13 protein-coding genes are annotated in these 18,585 nt (G+C 51.5%); 6 read left to right on the top strand and 7 right to left on the bottom strand.

Translation table 11 applies throughout. From position 1 onward, the window contains the following. Positions 1–117: 117 nt before the first annotated feature. The 4 genes from EJP87_RS05855 to prmB form a co-directional block, all read right to left on the bottom strand. Positions 118–3,204, bottom strand: a complete 3,087-nt coding sequence (locus EJP87_RS05855; RefSeq protein WP_130470929.1) for a PAS domain-containing protein — start codon at positions 3,202–3,204, stop codon at positions 118–120. A 35-nt stretch (positions 3,205–3,239) separates the two neighbouring features. Next, a complete protein-coding gene (locus EJP87_RS05850) occupies positions 3,240–4,559 on the bottom strand; it encodes a GGDEF domain-containing response regulator (protein WP_130470928.1) in 1,320 nt (439 codons plus the stop codon). 426 nt (positions 4,560–4,985) lie between these two features. Then, positions 4,986–5,918 (bottom strand): squalene/phytoene synthase family protein, encoded by a 933-nt coding sequence (locus EJP87_RS05845; RefSeq protein WP_130470927.1) that lies wholly within the window; start codon positions 5,916–5,918, stop codon positions 4,986–4,988. Positions 5,919–5,936: 18 nt separating this feature from the next. After that, the gene (gene prmB, locus EJP87_RS05840; RefSeq protein ID WP_193771169.1) at positions 5,937–6,953 is read right to left on the bottom strand and encodes a 50S ribosomal protein L3 N(5)-glutamine methyltransferase; all 1,017 of its coding nucleotides are present in this window, start codon (positions 6,951–6,953) and stop codon (positions 5,937–5,939) included. Positions 6,954–7,357: 404 nt separating this feature from the next. Here prmB and EJP87_RS05835 point away from each other — a divergent pair, with 404 nt between their 5' ends. The 4 genes from EJP87_RS05835 to EJP87_RS05820 are packed head-to-tail and all read left to right on the top strand — an operon-like array spanning position 7,358 to position 13,308. Further along, positions 7,358–8,353, top strand: coding sequence for a sigma-54 interaction domain-containing protein (locus EJP87_RS05835; RefSeq protein WP_130470925.1), 996 nt, complete (start codon positions 7,358–7,360; stop codon positions 8,351–8,353). A gap of 33 nt (positions 8,354–8,386) precedes the next feature. After that, positions 8,387–11,326 carry a tetratricopeptide repeat protein gene (locus EJP87_RS05830; protein ID WP_130470924.1) on the top strand — a complete coding sequence of 980 codons (2,940 nt, stop codon included), beginning with the start codon at positions 8,387–8,389 and terminating at the stop codon, positions 11,324–11,326. 5 nt (positions 11,327–11,331) lie between these two features. After that, positions 11,332–12,816, top strand: coding sequence for a sigma-54-dependent transcriptional regulator (locus tag EJP87_RS05825; protein ID WP_130470923.1), 1,485 nt, complete (start codon positions 11,332–11,334; stop codon positions 12,814–12,816). A gap of 21 nt (positions 12,817–12,837) precedes the next feature. Next, positions 12,838–13,308 (top strand): hypothetical protein, encoded by a 471-nt coding sequence (locus EJP87_RS05820; RefSeq protein WP_130470922.1) that lies wholly within the window; start codon positions 12,838–12,840, stop codon positions 13,306–13,308. A gap of 380 nt (positions 13,309–13,688) precedes the next feature. Here the strand turns inward: EJP87_RS05820 and EJP87_RS05815 are convergent, their stop codons facing one another. From EJP87_RS05815 to EJP87_RS05805, 3 genes are all read right to left on the bottom strand, one after another. After that, positions 13,689–15,152, bottom strand: coding sequence for a putative bifunctional diguanylate cyclase/phosphodiesterase (locus tag EJP87_RS05815; RefSeq protein WP_130470921.1), 1,464 nt, complete (start codon positions 15,150–15,152; stop codon positions 13,689–13,691). Between the two features lie 178 nt (positions 15,153–15,330). Next, entirely contained in the window at positions 15,331–16,143 is an 813-nt protein-coding gene (trmB, locus tag EJP87_RS05810) for a tRNA (guanosine(46)-N7)-methyltransferase TrmB (RefSeq protein WP_130470920.1), read from the bottom strand. Positions 16,144–16,435: 292 nt separating this feature from the next. Beyond that, positions 16,436–16,873: an Hsp20/alpha crystallin family protein gene (locus EJP87_RS05805; RefSeq protein WP_130470919.1), complete on the bottom strand. Its 438-nt coding sequence runs from the start codon at positions 16,871–16,873 to the stop codon at positions 16,436–16,438. 218 nt (positions 16,874–17,091) lie between these two features. On the opposite strand from EJP87_RS05805, the gene EJP87_RS05800 reads away from it, so the two are divergent. Continuing rightward, complete coding sequence (locus EJP87_RS05800; RefSeq protein WP_130470918.1) at positions 17,092–17,985, top strand: RNA polymerase factor sigma-32; 894 nt, start codon at positions 17,092–17,094, stop codon at positions 17,983–17,985. Between the two features lie 22 nt (positions 17,986–18,007). Continuing rightward, positions 18,008–18,433, top strand: coding sequence for a cupin domain-containing protein (locus EJP87_RS05795; protein ID WP_130470917.1), 426 nt, complete (start codon positions 18,008–18,010; stop codon positions 18,431–18,433). Positions 18,434–18,585: the final 152 nt, after the last annotated feature.

Raw genomic sequence — 18,585 nt, 5'->3', positions numbered from 1 at the left:
AAAGCGCGCCAAAGGCAAAAGATTACAAGCAAAATCCCAGGGATTCCATCCCTGGACCCGGCCAGGGAGGTGCCCTCCCTGGACCCCCAGTTGTTTTGGGTGCTGAATAGTTACCGTTTATGTACCATTGGCAGTTGGTGATGCGATAAGCTCTCTGGCCGCAGGTACCCGTACCTCAAACTCTGCCCCTTCCAACCAGTTGCGAGCCAGTAAACGTCCCCCCATCTGTTGCTCGATAATACCTTTGGCAATATAGAGACCGATTCCGGTGCCAAAACTTTCCGTTTTGGTGGTAAAATAGGGTTCAAAAATCCGCTCCAACAAATCATCAGCGATTCCCCCCCCATTATCACGGATGCGCAGTACAATAACCTCCTCTTCCTGAAACACTTCCGCCGCGATGATACCATCATGGCTGGGACGATGGCTGACAATGGCATCACGAGCATTATTGAGGAGAATCAAGACCACTTGCGAAAACTCATTCAACTGACCAATGGCCAGCGCTGGCTGTGGGGAGAGGATGAGTTGAATGGACAAACGCTGTTGGGTTAAACCCGCTTGCACCAAGGCTACTGCTTCTCGGACCGCCATGCGCAAATCAAACGGTTGCTTGATGCGTCCCGGTTTAAGAAAATTACGGAAGAGATCGATGGTTGCCGACATGCGATGCAGCAGTTCCTGACCGCGACTTAAATTTTCCAGCCACTCCTCCTGGTGCCAGATTTTTTGTTCGGCCATATCTGCCATATTGACCAGCATCAGATTTAACACAGTCAAAGGCTGTCGCCACTGATGGGCAATATGACCGATCATCTCACCCATGGCGGCATGTCGTGATTGATGCAGCAACAAGGCATCTTTGCGCCGACTGGCTGCCACCTCTTTCTTGATCTCCTCTTCCAGATTGTGATTCATCAGTTCAATCTGCTGCTGGCGTTCTTGCAGCAACTGCATTAACCGGGAGTGTTCCGTAATATCCTGCCCATACAGATTGACATAACCCAGTTCAGGAAAGGGAACGATATTCAGCAGAAATTGGCGCTCTTCCATGTGCATATACCATTTGCCCACCTGTGCACTTTGCAAAGAGTTGATGATGGGTTCCAGCTCTTCGCCATGCAGTTGTTTGCCTACCTCTGATTGCCATACCGTCAACAAGCTATTACCCAGTTGGTTGGCAAACAATACTTCACCATCCTGTCGGATACGCAGGACGGGGTTGGGATTTTCATTGGGAAAACGGGCCATCTCTTCCAGATATTGCTCTGCTTGATGCTGAGCTGTGCGGTCGGTAAAGATAATGACCACATCACCTGATGGCAAACGATAGACATAGCGTTCCAACCACAGACGCTGTTTGCCGTTATGGTAGGGACGCAGGGCAAGAGAACGAGGGTGACCATCCCAAAAGGTGGCGCGTAACATATCCAGGATCTCCTGGCCACTGCTGCCAGGCCACAAATGGTCCACCGTTTGATTTTGAATCAGATCCCGTTTTTGATTGAGCAATTTTTCACAGGCGCTGTTGACATCCTGGCAGAGAAAAGTTTGTCCTCCATCTGCTGTATGCACCAACAAAACACCATTTTCCATAGCTTCAAAAAGATGACGATAACGCGACTCACTGGCCTGCAGTGCTTTTTGTGAAATATGCCAATCGGTAACATCACGCGCTGCCACAACCAAGCCAGTTACCAGGCCATCGCCATCCTGATAAGGGTGATACCAGACATCCATATAGCGGCGCCCTGTCGCTGAAAACAAAAACCAGGCTTGATAATGCACGGTATTTCCAGAAAGACAGCGGTCCAATTTATGCTTGATGGCTACAAATACGCCATCACCGAACAGTTCGGAAACAGTATGCCCTTCAATCTCCTCACGTTTTTTGCTGTGCGCAACCAGATAGGCGTCATTGACAGCCAAATAGCGATAGTCGCGATCCATCAAAGCAAGATGATCATGTGATACAGAGGCAATGCGTGCATATTGGTGCAGAACCAGTCTTCGCTCTTCAAGCATTTGGTAGGCGCGCAGCAGATCCTGGGTCTGTTCACGCACCAGCTTGTCCAGACGGTAGCGATGCTCCCGCAGTTCCTGCTCCTCTTGTCGTTGTCTGGTAATATCGCGGGCTGCATGCAGATAGCCTAACAGCTCTCCTTCTCTGTTATAGATGGGGGTGATGCGTGAGGCAATAACCTGATCAATATCTGGTTGATGATGAATCTCTTCATAGGCATACTCCCCTTGCTGCTGCATTTGGCTTAAAGCTCTCTGCCAGCGTTCGGGAGTGATATGTGCAGGATTGGCAAGATGCTTGGGGCGATGATTAACTGCTTTGCTGCCGGCATATAAGGCTTCAGCGGTTTGATTGAGAAAGGTGACCTCTCCCTGTCGATCGATGGCCGTCATGGCCAAATCCAGGGAGGTGCGCAGAATGGAGTCCAGATAGCCGCTTTTTTCTTCAAAAAGCTGATCCATGCGGCGCTGTTGTTCCTGATTAAACCAAAGCAGCGAATGGGAGAGACAGCCTGTGGTAAAAACCACCACGATGGTTCGCCACAGTTCTACAGGGGAGCCGGTAGTATTTTGAAACCAATCGCTGTTTAGCCAATTTGCCAAAGGCAGCTCAGCTTTTGGACCAAACCAAATCAACAAAAACAGCCCTAAAAATCCCCATCCCGCCAGGATAATCAGGTGTTCATGCATTTTCACCGATCGGGAGTCGGAATGGGGAGTCAACAAGGCAAAGGCAGTTAACAAAGTGGCAGGTGCACCGATCAAATAGCGCCCCAGAACTCGTGCTTCGGTCCATTGCTCGCGAAATCCATAAAAAATGAACAGGAGCAGCCAAAAATAGAGTAAGAGGCGACCGAACAACTCCCGCTTTTTTGGTGCGGGTGGTCCGGGCCAGGATTGCAGCAGGGTCAACGAAAAGTTTAATAAAAAGGCCCAGGAGATGGCTTCGCATGCCGCTCGTGCGGCCATGATTTCTGTCAGAAGGATTTCATGATGGGTCAGGAGTTCACCCAGGTCAGCAGCGGCATGCCAAAAGCCAAAACCGGCCAGCCAACGAAAACTTTCCACCAATTGGGAGTGGTGCAGGGCCTGCACACGGGTACGAATGATCAAACCCATGCTGAAGAAGGATAAGGTGTAGATCCAGAGCAGGGCTTCGTGCAGCGCGAGGGTATGAGGCATAGGGCCCCTTGTCGTGGGGTGAAAGAGTGAAGGAGCTAATCTGCAGGGGCTGGGGTGGATTCAACCCGATTGCGACCCGCTCGTTTGGCATGATAGAGTGCCTGATCTGCTCGCTCAGTGAGCATGCTGATGGTTTCTTGCACCAGATATTGGGCAACTCCAAAACTGCTGGTCACGCGACCGACACAAGGAAAATCATGTTGCTCAATCAGTTTGCGCAACTTTTCTGCCAGCAGGAGTGCGGCATCCAGGTCGCTGTCAGGAGTGACAACCATGAACTCCTCTCCGCCCCATCGGGCCAAGACATCAGAAGCGCGAAGATTTTGTGAGACCAGGGTAGACAACTCAATCAAAACCAGATCACCGGTTTGGTGACCAAAGGTATCGTTGACCCGTTTGAAATGATCCACATCAAGGAGTACCACAGCCAAAGGTTGGCCATGGCGTTGTGAACGTTGCATCTCCGCGTAGAGCAGGGTTTGCAGACGTGCGCGATTACAGGTGCCGGTCAGGGCATCGGTAAAGGCTTTGAACTCCAGTTCACGAATCTGCCGATCGATGGTGGTGATATCGGTAAGAGAGACAATAAACCGTTCGGGTTCCGAAAGATGTTTGGTTGTGACCGAATAGGGGCGACGCGCCAACTCTTGCTGCTTGTGGCAGCGAATATAGATGATCGGAATATGTTGTTCACTGCCCAGCAGATAATGATACCAAGGGTTGCCATCGCTGCACTGAGAAATGGGTTGGAATTCCGGGGTCAGCAGCCAATCAGCCAGGATTTGTTCCGATTGCTGAAACTGTTCCAGAGAGGTAAAGCCCAGGGTGGAGAGAAAGGCTTTGTTGAGAAACTCCACCTGCCCATCGGGCAACAGGACCAGGAGCAAATTGGGTGAACTGTCGAGTAAAAACTGCACATATTGGTGGAAGCGTTGTTGTTCTCTCTCCTGCCACAGCGTGCGGGAGACTTTGATGATGCCGTCGATCAGGCGCTTGGGGTCGATTGGTTTCAAGATATAACGATCCACCCCAACCTCGATGGCGCGCATCAGATACTCTTCGTCGCTGTAGGCGGTGGTGACGATGACGGGAGTGGCATTATCATGCTCACGCAAATGGCGGATCATGGTCAAGCCATCCATGACTGGCATCAATAAATCAGTAATGATTAGATCGGGTTGTGTTTGTCGGTAGATCTCCAGTCCCAGTTGACCGTTGTCAGCGGTAAGGACTGTTCCCAGGCGTCGGGAGAGGTATTGCTGAAGCTGGGTGCGGATTTGTACATCATCTTCCACATAGAGGGCGGTCAACCCTTTTAATAGTTCAGCGTCACCCATGGGGAACGAAGGGGGCAAGTGTCTCTCCTCCCATTATATTGTCAATTATCTCACATTATTTTCTTATCTCCCATGTTAATTGATAGACATGCTATTTGCAAGAAATTTTTGATAAAGATTTGTTAATACTATACATTTTCTTACAATAACATTGATTGCACACTTTTTTGACACAAATTTAGTAACTATTCGCCACTCAAAACTATTGCGGGTCCAGGGAGGGCACCTCCCTGGCCGGGTCCAGGGATGGAATCCCTTGGATTTTGCTTGTAATCTTTTGCTTTTGGCGCGCTTTACACACGAAGCCGACGCGCCTTTTGCGTCGGCTTAAGCGCCTAATGGAAGCAAGCTGTGCGCATTGGCGCGCATTTTTGCGCCAATGCGCAAAGCATCCCCATGGGGGTAGAGCTGGCGAGCCAGCATGAACCTGAATAGTTACCAAATTTATACTATCACCTGTGCCAAGACATTTTTGAAACAGACAGCGCGATCCCATAAAGAGAGTCTGGGGCGAATACGTAAGGTGTTGCCGCCTGCCGTCTCAATTTTATTCAACACAGCCAAGCCGCATTCACTGATCATGGCCAACTCCAGATTAAGCGGCCAGGGTACTTGCCGCCACAAGGGATCTCCTGCCAGATACATGTCGCGAATTTGGGCGGTAAAGTGCAGAATCAGGCTGCCGACTGCTGGGGAAAAGCGTCGTTTCAAGATCATCTCTTCGGTTACTTCAAACCGTTCAATCTCCTCTTTGGGCAAATAGAGCGGTCGGCCACTCCAGGCATCCTGACCCAAATCCTGTAAATGGTTGGTTAACTGCAGAGCGGTACAGATGGCATCGGCATAGGCTGCCCGACAACGGGGGGGGATGCCGGTGGCTCTCTCTTCGCGCAACTCCTGTTCACCTGCTTCATAGGGCAGTTCACCCGCCAGATGCAAAACAATCCGTCCCACCGGATTGGCAGAGTAGCGGCAATATTCCAGAAGCTCCTCCAAAGTGTCATAACGCTTATTGGTTACATCCATACGGAAGGCGATCAACAGTTGATGCAACGGTTCGGTTGGCAGGTCGGTGGTACGAATGACATAGGCAAGGGCGCGAAAAATCGGATGATCGGGTTGACCGATCTCTGCCTGTCCCAAACGACGAGTCCAATCATCCAGAAGCTGCATTCTGGTCTCCTCGTCGCGACCAGGCAGATCCGCAAAATCATCTGCCGTGCGTGCAAAGGCATAGATGGCATAGAGAAAGGGACGCAAGCGTGGTGGCGCCAACAAAGAGGCTACCGGAAAATTTTCCTCTCGATTATGGACAATCTCCATGCAGTAGCGGAAATCGCCCTCCAGAGCTGCGGGAATCAGATTGGAACTAAACATCTGCACTTTGCTTTCCAGTCATGGGGTGGCTCGGGCCCAGGTGGCCAAGGACTCTTTGCGGGCGACAAAGACACCGCTTGCCTGAAAATGAAAAGGAATCCACTCAACAGAAAGATCTGGCCAACGGTTACGCATACGTTGTTCGGTCACATCACCCACTTCACAAACTAACAGACCTTTATCGGTCAAATAGTCGGCAGCTTGGCGCAGAATGGGTTCAACAACTGCCAAACCATCTTCTCCACCATCCAGAGCCAGAGCCGGTTCCTGCAGATATTCTGGGGGCAAGGCAGCCATGCTCTGTCGATCAACGTAGGGGGGATTGCTGACGATCAAACCATAGCGTCGTTGTCCCAATTGGGCAAAAAGATCCGACTGACGCCAGTGCACACGTCCTTCCATTTTGAAGCGTCGTCCATTGGCTGCTGCTACAGCCAAAGCCGCTGGCGAGATGTCCACGCCATCCACCTGCGCTTTAGGAAAAGCCATGGCAAAGGCGATGGCCAAACAACCACTACCCGTTCCCAAATCGAGGATGGTTGACGGTGGACAGTCGGCAAACAGACGGTAGAGCTTTTTGCGATCCAGCAGCATATTTTCAATGCGCGAGCGGGGGATCAACACATCAGGCGTGACCAGATAGAGATGACCGGCAAAGGGGGCCTCACCGACTACATAGGCTGCGGGGATACGCTGTTGCAGGCGTTTTTGGAGAAACTCCGTCAAAATCACCACAAAGCCGGGGGGTGGCGGTTTGCGCAGCCACTCCTGCCAACGGGCCAACACCTGGGCTGCTTTGCGTCGGCCTGCACCTTCCGAACGCAAGCGCTCCACCTCTTTGGGCGAGAGCACACGCAATAAAGCATGATAAACCAAAAATTCTGCTTCAAGGCACGCTTCCTGCATTCCGCTTTCCAGGCTGACTTCCGTTGCGGTTATTTGTGCGGTAGCCATATGCAGCCATTCGCCAATGGTGCGTGGTGTGGGTGCAGGAGCAGGCTCTTCTGTGCTGCGGTGAGTGGTTGTGCGTTTCACGATCTGACTGCCTGTAAAGTGTATGAGTTGCGGTAATTGCAGCATGCGTTATCCATTACCGATTGACCAGAAAAAAAATGGGGCCTGCCCTTGTAAAAGGTGCTTGTTGTTCGCCGCTAATTATCGTACCCTGTGTGTTGGAATTTTGACTTGTTGGGTTTTTGACGCGATTTGCCGGTCGGTTGCTGCCGTCTGGCTGGTTTGCCAAGGGGCCGGGCAAGAATAACGTGAGCAGATTGTGCCGGATTTTGGTTCGTCCGCCAGAAGCGAAAAGGTGCGCATACTGTCAGTATGTAATCCTTTAGCAACAACGCCGACGGACCATCAGACAAGCAAGATCTCCAAGCTGTTTTTGCTAGTCTCCTAACCTTGGCCTTGTCCGGAAAGGGTATCCAGTTTATCTCATGTATGGAATTATTGGCAAATCTCCCAGCATGCAAAAGCTGTACAGAATGATCCAACGGGTCGCCAATTCCACTGCCACTATCCTGATTCAGGGTGAAAGTGGTACCGGAAAGGAGTTGATTGCGCGGGCGATTCATGATCTTTCGTCGCGCAAGGAGCAACCACTCATTCCAGTCAATTGCGGCGCCATTCCTGAAGATCTTCTGGAATCGGAACTGTTTGGACATGTGCGTGGCGCTTTTACCGGTGCTGCCAGTACGCGCATCGGACGTTTTGAACTTGCCCACAATGGGACGCTCTTTCTGGATGAGATTGGCGATATGAGTCCCAAGCTGCAAGTAAAAATGTTGCGTGTACTTCAGGAAAAGGTTGTCGAACCGGTGGGGGCGGTAAAAACCGTGAAGGTGGATGTACGGGTTATTGCCGCGACCCATAAAAATCTGGAAAAAGAGGTTGCCGAAAGCCGATTTCGTGAAGATCTGTTTTATCGACTCAATGTGGTACCCATCCATGTGCCTCCCTTGCGTGATCGCAGTGATGACATTCCCTTGCTCGTTGATCATTTTCTGAATAAATTTGCTGAAATCCAGGGAAAACGTGTGCATGTCGATCAAGAGATTCTTGATCTGTTTATTGGTTATCGTTGGCCGGGCAATGTGCGGGAGTTGGAAAATCTTATCGAACGGCTCACCGTGCTCTCGGATGGTCATGTCCACCGCGATGATATTCCTGAAAAAATATTATTTGGCAGCCCGGACTCCTCTTCCGGTGACTCTCCTGCGGTGGTTGTGCCCGATTTTGGTAACATCATTACCAATCTGGGAGAAGGGGTCGATTTTAACCAAGAAGTGGACTCCTTCGAAAATCAGTTGATTCTGTCTGCGCTCGACAGTACCGGATGGAACAAAAACAAGGCCGCCCAATTGCTCAATCTCAACCGGACGACATTGGTTGAAAAGATCAAGAAAAAGGGCCTGGAACGTATGGAGGGATAAGTGCTCTGTTCAACGCTGCGCGGCATAAACCGAATGCTTTCTTTCAACCACCCCGGTGTGGTACGGGGTTTGGCGTTGAGCTTGTTATGGCTGCTTTTTTTCACTGTCAATGAGGCTGCCGCCTTCTCTACCGTGTTGAAAGTGAGTCGGGAAGAGAAGGGCAATCGCGAAGTACTCTCTTTTAATATTCCCCCTGGTGCCGGACGGCCACGTCTGGAGTTGCTGACTCCCGAGACGCTGCGTCTGGTGGTGCCGGGTCTGCTGGCGCTGCCTGCCAATGCCTTGGATACCGCGCAGTCGCATCTGATCAGCAGCTTCAAAGTGGAAGGCTTGCAAAGCGATGAGATGGGTTTGGATATCACCATCGGTTTGAAAAAAATCAATTTGGCCTTCCGTGATTCGCTTGGCAGCAGCGACCCGGTGTTGGGAACGCCCTATCGTTTGGAGATCGATACCCCCATTGCCCCCTCCAGTGTCAAAGAAAACCGTATTCTGGAAAGTCGCGCTGTAGCAGGGCGTGATGGTACGTTATTGGTGATCTCTTACACAGGTTCAGCGCAGGTGGAATCGGCGGTTGATTTGGGTTCGCATCTGTTACGTCTGCATTGGCGTGGTGCCTTGTTGGATCCAGGCTGGCGTCCCGCCAAACCGGAAGGGTTGGCCGAGCGGCTTCTGGCATATCCCTTCCCGGAACAGGTGGAGATGGAGTTGTTGCTGGAGCCGGGTGTCTCTGATGTGCGCTTTCACCAGAGCAATGAGGCGGGTTTGTACATTATTGCTATTGCCAATAAGTCGCAACTGGGCCGCCAAGCCGATGTGGAAGAGTTGATCCGCCAACGCAAGGAGCAGTTGAGTGGCGGTGAGGTGCGTCCACTCAATCGCCTGGATCCAGCCTTTATTGCTCGTCCTGAACGCACAGTGGTATTAAGCGGCAAACTGGTGGATGAGGTCTATTATTTGAAGAGTGCCCAGGCTGCGGCCAAGGATCATCGCTATGCCCGTGCCCGTGGTTTTTTAAGACGGTTGTTGACCGTTTTTCCCGATACCCCCAATCGCCAGTTTGTCGAATTTTATCTCTGGGATTTGGCCTATCAAATGCGTTGGAAACCCGGGTGGTTGTTGGCTGGCTTGGGTAATCTGTTGGCTCGTTATCCCAATACCATCTATTATCCCCGCTACCGTCTGTTGCAACTGCACCTTTTGAACCGGGCAGGTCTCTATGAAGAGGCGGAGCATATTCTCTGGGATCCCAATCTGCCAAAAGATAATGTACGGGTGTGGGTAGAACGTGGCCATACGGCTCTCGGTTTGGCCCGCTCCAATCAGGGCGATCCCACCAATTGGAAGGCCGCCAAAGAGTATCTGCATAAGGTTGTGGAGCTGACTGGTGACAAGGGAGATGCCAGCGCCGAGGCCCATTATTTGTTGGTACGGGCAGCGCAGAATCCCAACAATGAAGGGGCGAGCGCGACCAAACTGCTGGATGAACTGCAGCCAGAACATCTTGCTTTCATTGCCAATCGTCCTGATTGGTTGATGTCGATTGCCGACATCTATTATGAAAACAGGATCTATAATCGTGCTTTCAAATTTTACAGTCAGGTGTTGACCAACTATCCCACCTTAACCCGTCTCACTCCGTGGGCCACCTTGCGGGCAGCAGAAAGCAGTTGGCAAATGGGGCGCAGTGCTGAACCTGGCAGTTTAGAGCAGCGGGATCGTTATTTTGACGCTCGTAACCTCTACAATACCTTGCGGGAAAAATATCCCAAAAGCGATGCAGCGGTCTGGGGACAGGTGTTTCAATTGCGCATGGAAGATGGCAATGATGTGGCGACCCGTTTGAAACGGATCAACAGCGTGGCCAAGCATATTCGCCTTCCTGATGCTCTTTCAGAATTGCTGATAGCCAAAGCTGAACTGCTTGGTGAAGATGGACGTTTTGAAGAGGCGTTGGTGACTTTGAATCGCATCATTGCCTCAACGACCGAGATTAAAATGGTGAGTCGGGCCACCAAATTGAAGCGTGACTATCTGCTTACGGGCATGCAGCGGGATCTCTCTGCGGATCGTCCCGAACATGCCATACTGCTGGCGGAGTTGAATGGTGAAGAGCTGCGCAACAACTCCCATTTGACACCGGTGCGGATCCATCTTGCCGAAGCTTTGCTGCGTATTGGCATGCCGGAAAAGGTTACCACCCTTTTGGATGGTTTGGCCACGCCCTCGGCAAGTAGTCTGAAACGGCTCAGCAGTGCCTTTGCTGCCGGAATTTGGCCGGAGGTGATGGCTCCCCCAGAGATGGGTGAGGCGGTCAGGGCCATGAGTGAAGCCCATCCCATGGTAGGAGCAGGCGCACCACCGGTGGATGAAACTTTTTCTGCAGAGGAGGCCGCTGCCAGCGCTGCCAGACAAGCTGCACCGATTCCGGATAGTGAGGGCAACCAGAGTGCCAATGAATTGGTTCCTGTCGAAGAGGCGCGGGTTCGTCTGGATGAAGCGGCACGTTTGTTGGATCTGAAAGAGTGGGAAGCCATTTTGCGTCTGTTGGAAAAATTGCCGGACAATTTACTTAGTCCTAACGGTCAAGAAAAGCGGCTGCGTCTGATGGCAAGGGCCGAGGAGGGGCGTGAACGTTATCCTTTTGCAGTACAATATTTGGAGGATTTGTTGGCAGGCAGAAAGGTTGCTGATGGTAATGATTATTATTGGTATGCCTCTGTTTTGCAGCAATGGAAAGGGGATGCCAAGGCGTTGCCAGCCTTTTTGCGGGTGAGCGAGGAGGCTACCGATAAAGAGGTGCAAGCTCTGGCGCACATGCGGGTTGGCGATATTATGCAGCGCGAAGGCAACTATCCGGGAGCGCGTGACCATTTTCGCGAAGCGGCACGACTCACCCCGGATTCCGCCCTGGCCACAGTCTCTCAAGAGAATGCTTCCCAACTCGAGATGGCTATGGAGGTTGCCAAATAGCCACCATGACGGATAAACAGGGTGTGGTTGGCACGACGCAGCCAGTTGCGAAAATATCTCCTGCTGGTAAGGATCAACTCGTTATTCTGGTTGGAAGGCGCGATGAGCCGTTATTGATACTGTCTACCCAGTTTCAGGCACTGGGTGTCGCCTCGACACTGCTTGCTGATGGTACAGAAATCAAACAGCACCTGTCACAAAATTCTGTGCAGCGTCCGCCCAGTCTGGTTGTGGTGGATGTTGAGACAGTACGCAATGCCTTGGAGTTGATACGCGAGCTGACCTTTTTGTATCGTGGGTTGCCGGTATTGGCAGCCGCCTGCAAGGGGAGTGTTGCCGATGCCCGCGAAGCGATTGATGTGGGAGCTGCCGACTATTTTCTATTGCCGGTTGGTGACGACAAGCTCTCTGGTTTGTGGAGCAGTTTTGGCAATCAATATTTTGATCCTGAATTGGGCCGGGGCCGACGCCTGATTACCAATGATGATCGGATGCGGCGGATTTTGATGCAGATTCGCCGTGTTGGCCAGACCAATGCCACGGTATTGATTCAGGGGGAAAGCGGTACCGGTAAAGAGTTGATTGCCCGTTTTTTGCACCAGGTCTCCAATCGTACCAAAGGGCCGTTTGTGGCCATCAACTGTGCGGCGTTGCCGGAAAATCTTTTGGAGTCAGAGCTGTTTGGACATGCCAAGGGGGCTTTCACCGGTGCAATGGTCGATCACAAAGGAAAATTTCAACAAGCCAATGGTGGGACCATCTTTCTGGATGAGATCTCGGAGATGTCTCTGAACCTGCAAGCCAAACTGTTGCGTGTTTTGCAGGAACGAGAGGTGGATCCGGTAGGTGGTCGTTCGCCGATTGCCCTTGATGTGCGTGTGGTCGCCTCCACCAACCGTGATCTGCGTCAGTGGGTGGATCAGGACAAGTTTCGCGAAGATCTCTTCTATCGTCTGAATGTCTTTCCGGTACAGTTGCCGGCCCTGCGTGAACGTCCAAAAGATATTTTGCAACTGAGTGAACATTTCCGTGTGCGTTTTATTGCCGAGTTGGGACGGAACAATATTCCTTTTTCCAGTTTGGCTATTGCTGCGTTGCAGAGCTATGATTGGCCTGGCAACATTCGTGAATTGGAAAATGTGATACATCGCGCCTTGTTGATGGCTGAAGGGCGGGAAATTCAGCCAGAAGATTTAATGATTGATGTTCCGCTCAACAGTGTGAATCGCAATACGGTGCAGCACTATGGCGCAGAGCAAGAGCCCTATGAGCCCCCGGTGAGCTCTTCCTACTCCTCCTCTGGTTTTGCGGATGAAGAAGACAAGCAACGGCTGCATTTGCCGGTGGGCACGACGGTGCGGGAAATGGAGGAGTTTTTGATTTTTCGCACTCTGGATGAGGTCAATGGTAACCGGACTCGTGCCGCAGAGCTGCTCGGCATTTCCATTCGCACCTTGCGCAATAAGTTGAATGAATATGCGGCCCGATAACCATGGGAGGTTGCTGTGGGAATGACTGATACGATTTCCCATGGCGGGTATCCCGGCAAAAGATGGCTGATTCTTTTTCTGGTTGTTTTGTTGAGTGGTTGCGGCAATAGTGCTACCACAAACAACACGATTGAAGCGGAGTTGCTTGCAGGTGATGGTTTTCTGCAATCTTTGCAGCGCTATTTTTTCCCGAAGTCCTATTGGAAAAGTAAAAGTGAGCAACTGGTGCTGCGCGTCAAACAGCATCAGGAGGCTTTTAATGAAAAGGCTCGTCAATATCATCAACTGTTGAGCAAACGGCGGGAGAAGGTCAACCAGGCTATCGCCCAGGCAGAGGCCAATGGTAAATCTGTGGAAGAGGCCCGACGCGCAGTTATTCAAGAGTTTCGCGAGAGTTTGGATCCGATCAGAGAAGAGACCCGGCAGCTTGGCAAAGAGTTGCGTCGAGTCATGACCTTGCTGGCGCAAGCAGAGATGGCTTCCCGGCAATAATTTTGCGATAGCCGCGCAGTGAGCTTGTGAAAAATGGTCGCAAGCAAGCAAATGGGCAAGGCGCAGGCGAATGGGCGACAAAAGCTGTCAAGCTGATTGCGAGTGCGAATGAGCCTGCAACGCCGCCCATGGGCTGCACAGCAGATGTATGCACAGGCTCGAGTGCTGCCATCTGTTTCATCTACTGCCACAGCAAGCACTGCGGTGCCATCAATTCCATGCCGCGCTGTTTGTACTGCCTGTTTGCCTGGTTTGTGTTGCCTTGCTTGGAGTGTACTTGCGCTTTGCTTGCAGATGGTCAGAGAGCGTATTTGTTTCTATATAACTTATATTATTTAATAAACTGTCTATTACCCTGTTTATGCAGATGGATGCAAAAATTATCGAAACGATTTGCTTAAAATAGGGGTGATCTCGACTGCGGGGACCGGTTTGCTATAGAGATAGCCTTGTACGGCATGGCAGCCGGCTGTGCGCAACACGGCCTCTTGCGCAGCCGTTTCCACCCCTTCGGCCACTGTTTTGAAGCCCAGGGAGCGGCCCATGGCGATAATGGCATTGACAATTTCCAGGCTGTCCAAATCACCGGGCAAATCGCGCACGAAGGATTGATCCACTTTCAAAGTGGTGAGGGGAAAGCGTTTGAGATAGCTTAACGAGGAATAACCGGTGCCAAAATCATCTACGGCAATCTGGATGCCGCGTTGGCGCAGAGAGGCCAACAGTTGAATGGTTTTTTCCACGTTGACCATGGCAGAGGACTCGGTGATTTCCAACTCCAGACGATCGGGAAAGAGGCGTGTACTGGTCAGGATCTCCTCGACAACACGGACAATACCCTCGTCACGCAACTGCTGAGAGGCGATATTGACAGCCATATGCAGATGCATGTAGCCCATATTATGCCACTCTTTGAGTTGTGCGCAGGCGGTGCGTAAGACAAACATACCCAGAGGAACCACCAAGCCACTCTCTTCTGCTGCGGGGATAAAGATCCCAGGGGAGACCATCCCTTTTCCGGGCCGCAGCCAACGTACCAGGGCCTCAAAGCCGAGGATGGTTCCGGTCAGCAGATCAATTTTTGGTTGGTAGAAGACGGCAAATTCATTATGCTCCAGGCCATCGCGAATATCCTGCACCATTTGCAGGCGATCTTTGGCGCCGCGCTGCATTTCGTCGGAAAAGAATTGATATTGGCAATCACCGGGACTGCGGCGCATGGCGGTTTGTGATTTGACGATCAGATCATCGACATTGCTGCCATCATTGGGATAGATGCTGGCCCCGATCATCAGCGAGATAAAGATATGCTCTTCCATGTGCGGGACGGGAGTATTAAAAATTTCCCGCAACTTGCTGACGATGATCTCCACATCATCGACTTTGGTAACAGCCATACCCAGGATAAACTCATTTTGGTCGCGGGCTAGAATATCCTCTTTGCGGACCACGGTACGCAGTTGCTGCGCCAACCACTGTAAAATCCAGTCGCTTTTTTTGCGGCCCAAAGAGTCGCGCAAATCACGAAAACCAAGGATGCCGATGGTCAGCAGTACCACTTTGGAGTTATGACGGCGGGCAAAGGCCAAAGCGCTGGTCAAGCGCTCTTCCATGGCAGAGGTGTTGAGCAACCCGGTCAGCGGATCACGGTCGCTGTTGGCGCGCATCGACTCTAGGATGGCAGTAAAGACCGCTTCCGGGGGATCCTGTTCGATATTGGGGCGGCAGACCAGCAAGGATTGCAGGTTGCCTTCATAACGGGTTCCTTGCAGAAAACCGGATAACAGAGTTAACACGGCTGCAGAAGAGGGGGCCCCCGAAGGTGGGGCAGGATGACTGGACATGGCTCTCTCCTCAAACTCCCGCTCAAACAACCTGCCTGCCAGGTTGTTTGTATTCAAACACACTTAGCACAGATACCGCTGGTAGCGGTTGCGTCCTGAAGGATGGCATACCTACACATTCCCAGACTGGTTAATAATGGCAGCTTATCAACCAAAAACCAAGTCTTTTTGAACAGGTTCAGGCAGGGTTGGCAGAGTTATTGGCAATATTAGCAATTTGCGCTATGGGATAGATCTCTCCCTCCCGGCGTATCGCTGTCAAGTAGAAGGTGTCGCGTCCTTCTGCGCGCGCTTTACGTTGAAAGCGGGTTTCCAGCCAGTCAGAGGGTTGTGGGTCAAAGGGATGGGTATCGTGTGTGCGATAGAAGGCGGGATGTGTTTCCAGCAATTGGCGCATCCACTCGGCATAATGGGGCCAGTCGGTTGCCAGACTGAGCTGGCTGCCTGGCAACATGCGCGCAGCCAAGAGATCAAGAAAGGGTTTTTGCAACAAACGGCGTTTATGATGGCCGCGTTTTGGCCATGGATCGGGAAAATGGATCAAGACTTGATCCAGGCTCAACAAGGGAATGGCATACAACAGAACTTCATGAATGCCTTGATTGGCAATGCGGATATTGTTGATCTGCGCTTTTTGGATGCGCAGCAAGAGTGCGGCGACACCGCCAGAAAAGACCTCTACTCCGATAAAGCGATCCTGGGGATGTTGTATGGCGCGTTGTGCCAACGCCTCTCCATTGCCGAAGCCGATTTCCAGAATCAAACGACTGCTTTGTGGATCGGCTGCCAAAGAGTATAACAAGGAGGAGCGATCCTCTGTTTGTGGGATTGTCAAATGGGGCAGCATCTCCTGCAAGCGGCTGCTGGCTTGAGCGCCCAATTTGCCGACTTTGCGGCCTCTGGGGGTCAACACCGAGTCGGCCAATAAAAATGCCTGTTGTTCGGCATTCAGGGGACCAAAAAAATGGTCGGGACGAGAGTGGGGCATCATTTTTCCTCAATAACGATCCATCATAAGCTGAACCATTATTGATAACGCAAGCAGACGCCGATGACCATCAAAAAAATAGTATGCAGCATGCAGAGTTTATAAATAAATCTACGGCATGGATCCGTGACGGTTGTACAGCCAAGTGGTGATCAGGATTGCTGCGGGGCGCTCCATTGGCTGGGCACGATCTTCATTTGCCAACAGTTTGCCGCAAAACCTGCTCAGACTGTTTGCTGCATCTGTTGGCATGAGCAGCCCAGCGGGCTGCTCATGTCTCTATTCCCCCTGACGGTTATTGGACCTGAATCTCAATCGAGCGCGGTTTGGCCTCTTCCCGTTTGGGCAAGACAATTTCCAAGACACCATTTTTGAAGGTTGCCTGAATTTTTTCTGGGTTGGTGTTGTTGCCCAACTGAAAGGTCCGGCTGAAGTTGCCATACATGCGCTCGATGCGATGGAAGCTGTCACGTTTTTTCTCATCCTCCATCTTCCGTTCGCCGGAGATGGTCAACTGATTGTTTTCCACATGCAGTTTAATATCCTTTTGTTCCACACCGGGAAGATCCGCCAACAACAGCAAATGATCGGCCTCTTCACGAATATCCACCCGCAACGGCCATTGGCTCATCATGCTGTTGGCATCGTCAAAATCACGATCAAACAGGCGATTGATCTCGTTTTGCAACATCCGAACATTGCGGAAGGGATCATAGTTGACAAGCATTGCCATGGTAAACTCTCCTCATTGCACGAAGTTGATTACTGATTTATTGGATTGAGTCGCTGCAGTGCGCCTCCTTACCCATGCAGATAGGGTCATTATGGGGGGGTGCAAGGGGTAAAAAAAAATGCCGGACAGCCCCTTGCAACTTTTTCCAAGTCACCCTATCTAATGGAGCAGCAGGGGTGTCCTGAGGGTATTGACTTGTTTTCCTGGGAGATTTTCTGATGATGCGTTTTCCTGTTGCCAGCCAGGCAGTCACTGTTCCGCTTGTGCAAACTGAAGAGAACGGATTTCGCCAATTTGTCCATCAAGCGATGCAAGCCCCGGTTTTGAGTGCCGAAGAGGAGATGCAATTGGCAACCCGTTATCGGAGCAACAATGATCTGCAGGCAGCACATCGCCTGGTGCACGCCTATTTGCGTTTGGTGATCAAAACGGCACGGGAATATGTCCATTATCGTCTCAATTTGCCTGATTTGGTGCAAGAGGGGACAGTAGGTTTGATGCACGCTGTCAAACAGTTTGATCCGCAACGTGGTGCCCGCTTGGCCAGCTATGCCATTTGGTGGATTCGGGCTGCCATCCATGATTATATATTGCGCTCCTGGCGTTTGGTCAAAATTGCCACCACCCGTTTGAAACGGCAGCTTTTTTTTAAATTGCGGCAAAGCAAGGATTCTACCGCTCTGCTCACGCGCCAGGAGGCCAGCGAACTGGCTGAAAAATTTGCCACCGATACAGAGACCATTCTGGAGGTGGATGGACGGATGATTGGCAGTGATGAATCTTTGAACCAGCCTCTATTGGAAGAGGGTGAGGAGTGGATTGAACAGATTCCTGATCATCGCCCCAACCAGGAGATGCAGATGCTCAGTGCGGATCGGCAAAAATGGATACGGCGGTTGTTGCAAAGCGGTTTTGCCCGTTTGAATGAGCGGGAACAACAGATTGTCACGGCCCGTTACCTGGCGGAGGAGCCGCAAACTTTGGATAGTGTGGCGCACAGTTTGGCTATCAGCCGGGAACGGGTACGGCAGTTGGAAAAGAGAGCGTTGGAAAAATTACGGGAATTTTTTGTGTCAGCTCCTGCTGGGCAGGAGCTGTTGTTGCCGGCCTGATACTGTTGAGTGAAATAAGAAGATGCAAAAATTGCTGCAAGGGGTGGTCGCAGCCCTCTTTATGCTATTGGCAATAGGGTTGGTGCAGGCAGAAGAGGCCTATCGCCAGGTTCAACCTTTGTTGCATACGGCACAGAGTGTATTGGGAGAGCCGCTGCTGCTGGCGGATGGCACGGCACTGCAGATCACCTCTACCATCGTTACCATTGCCCCGGGTGAGAAGACGGCTTGGCATAAGCATGGTGTTCCCTTGTACGCCTATATTTTGTCCGGCGCGGTGACCATTGATTATGGCGAACAGGGAACACGCTGTTTTACTCCTGGCATGGCTTTCATGGAAGCGATGGACCATTGGCATCGTGGCACCAACCAGGGGGAAGAGCCAGTGCGAATTTTGGCAGTGTATTTGGGAACAGAAAAGAGTCAACTGGTGATTCCCAAACCTTGATCCCTGGTCAGGGAGAGGGAGCTGCATTTGTGGCGGCTATTTGTAACTATTCAGGTTCGTGTTGGCTCGCCAGTTCTACCCCCATGGGGATGCTGTGCGAATTGGCGCAAAAATGCGCGCCAATCCGCACAGCTTGCTTCCATTAGGCGCGC

It is taken from the genome of Candidatus Magnetaquicoccus inordinatus, from assembly GCF_004217665.1.
Taxonomy (GTDB): Bacteria; Pseudomonadota; Magnetococcia; order Magnetococcales; family Magnetaquicoccaceae; genus Magnetaquicoccus; species Magnetaquicoccus inordinatus.
This window is presented reverse-complemented; position numbering and strand designations above follow the sequence as displayed.

What these genes read in the sequence shown, in the direction of transcription:
- EJP87_RS05830 (WP_130470924.1), top strand. Translation starts at nt 8,387, where the DNA reads ATGCTTTCTTTCAACCACCCCGGTGTGGTACGGGGTTTGGCGTTGAGC.
- EJP87_RS05845 (WP_130470927.1), bottom strand. Translation starts at nt 5,918, where the DNA reads ATGTTTAGTTCCAATCTGATTCCCGCAGCTCTGGAGGGCGATTTCCGC.
- EJP87_RS05795 (WP_130470917.1), top strand. Translation starts at nt 18,008, where the DNA reads ATGCAAAAATTGCTGCAAGGGGTGGTCGCAGCCCTCTTTATGCTATTG.
- trmB (WP_130470920.1), bottom strand. Translation starts at nt 16,143, where the DNA reads ATGATGCCCCACTCTCGTCCCGACCATTTTTTTGGTCCCCTGAATGCC.
- EJP87_RS05835 (WP_130470925.1), top strand. Translation starts at nt 7,358, where the DNA reads ATGTATGGAATTATTGGCAAATCTCCCAGCATGCAAAAGCTGTACAGA.
- EJP87_RS05805 (WP_130470919.1), bottom strand. Translation starts at nt 16,873, where the DNA reads ATGGCAATGCTTGTCAACTATGATCCCTTCCGCAATGTTCGGATGTTG.
- EJP87_RS05815 (WP_130470921.1), bottom strand. Translation starts at nt 15,152, where the DNA reads ATGTCCAGTCATCCTGCCCCACCTTCGGGGGCCCCCTCTTCTGCAGCC.
- EJP87_RS05820 (WP_130470922.1), top strand. Translation starts at nt 12,838, where the DNA reads ATGACTGATACGATTTCCCATGGCGGGTATCCCGGCAAAAGATGGCTG.
- EJP87_RS05855 (WP_130470929.1), bottom strand. Translation starts at nt 3,204, where the DNA reads ATGCCTCATACCCTCGCGCTGCACGAAGCCCTGCTCTGGATCTACACC.
- EJP87_RS05825 (WP_130470923.1), top strand. Translation starts at nt 11,332, where the DNA reads ATGACGGATAAACAGGGTGTGGTTGGCACGACGCAGCCAGTTGCGAAA.
- EJP87_RS05800 (WP_130470918.1), top strand. Translation starts at nt 17,092, where the DNA reads ATGATGCGTTTTCCTGTTGCCAGCCAGGCAGTCACTGTTCCGCTTGTG.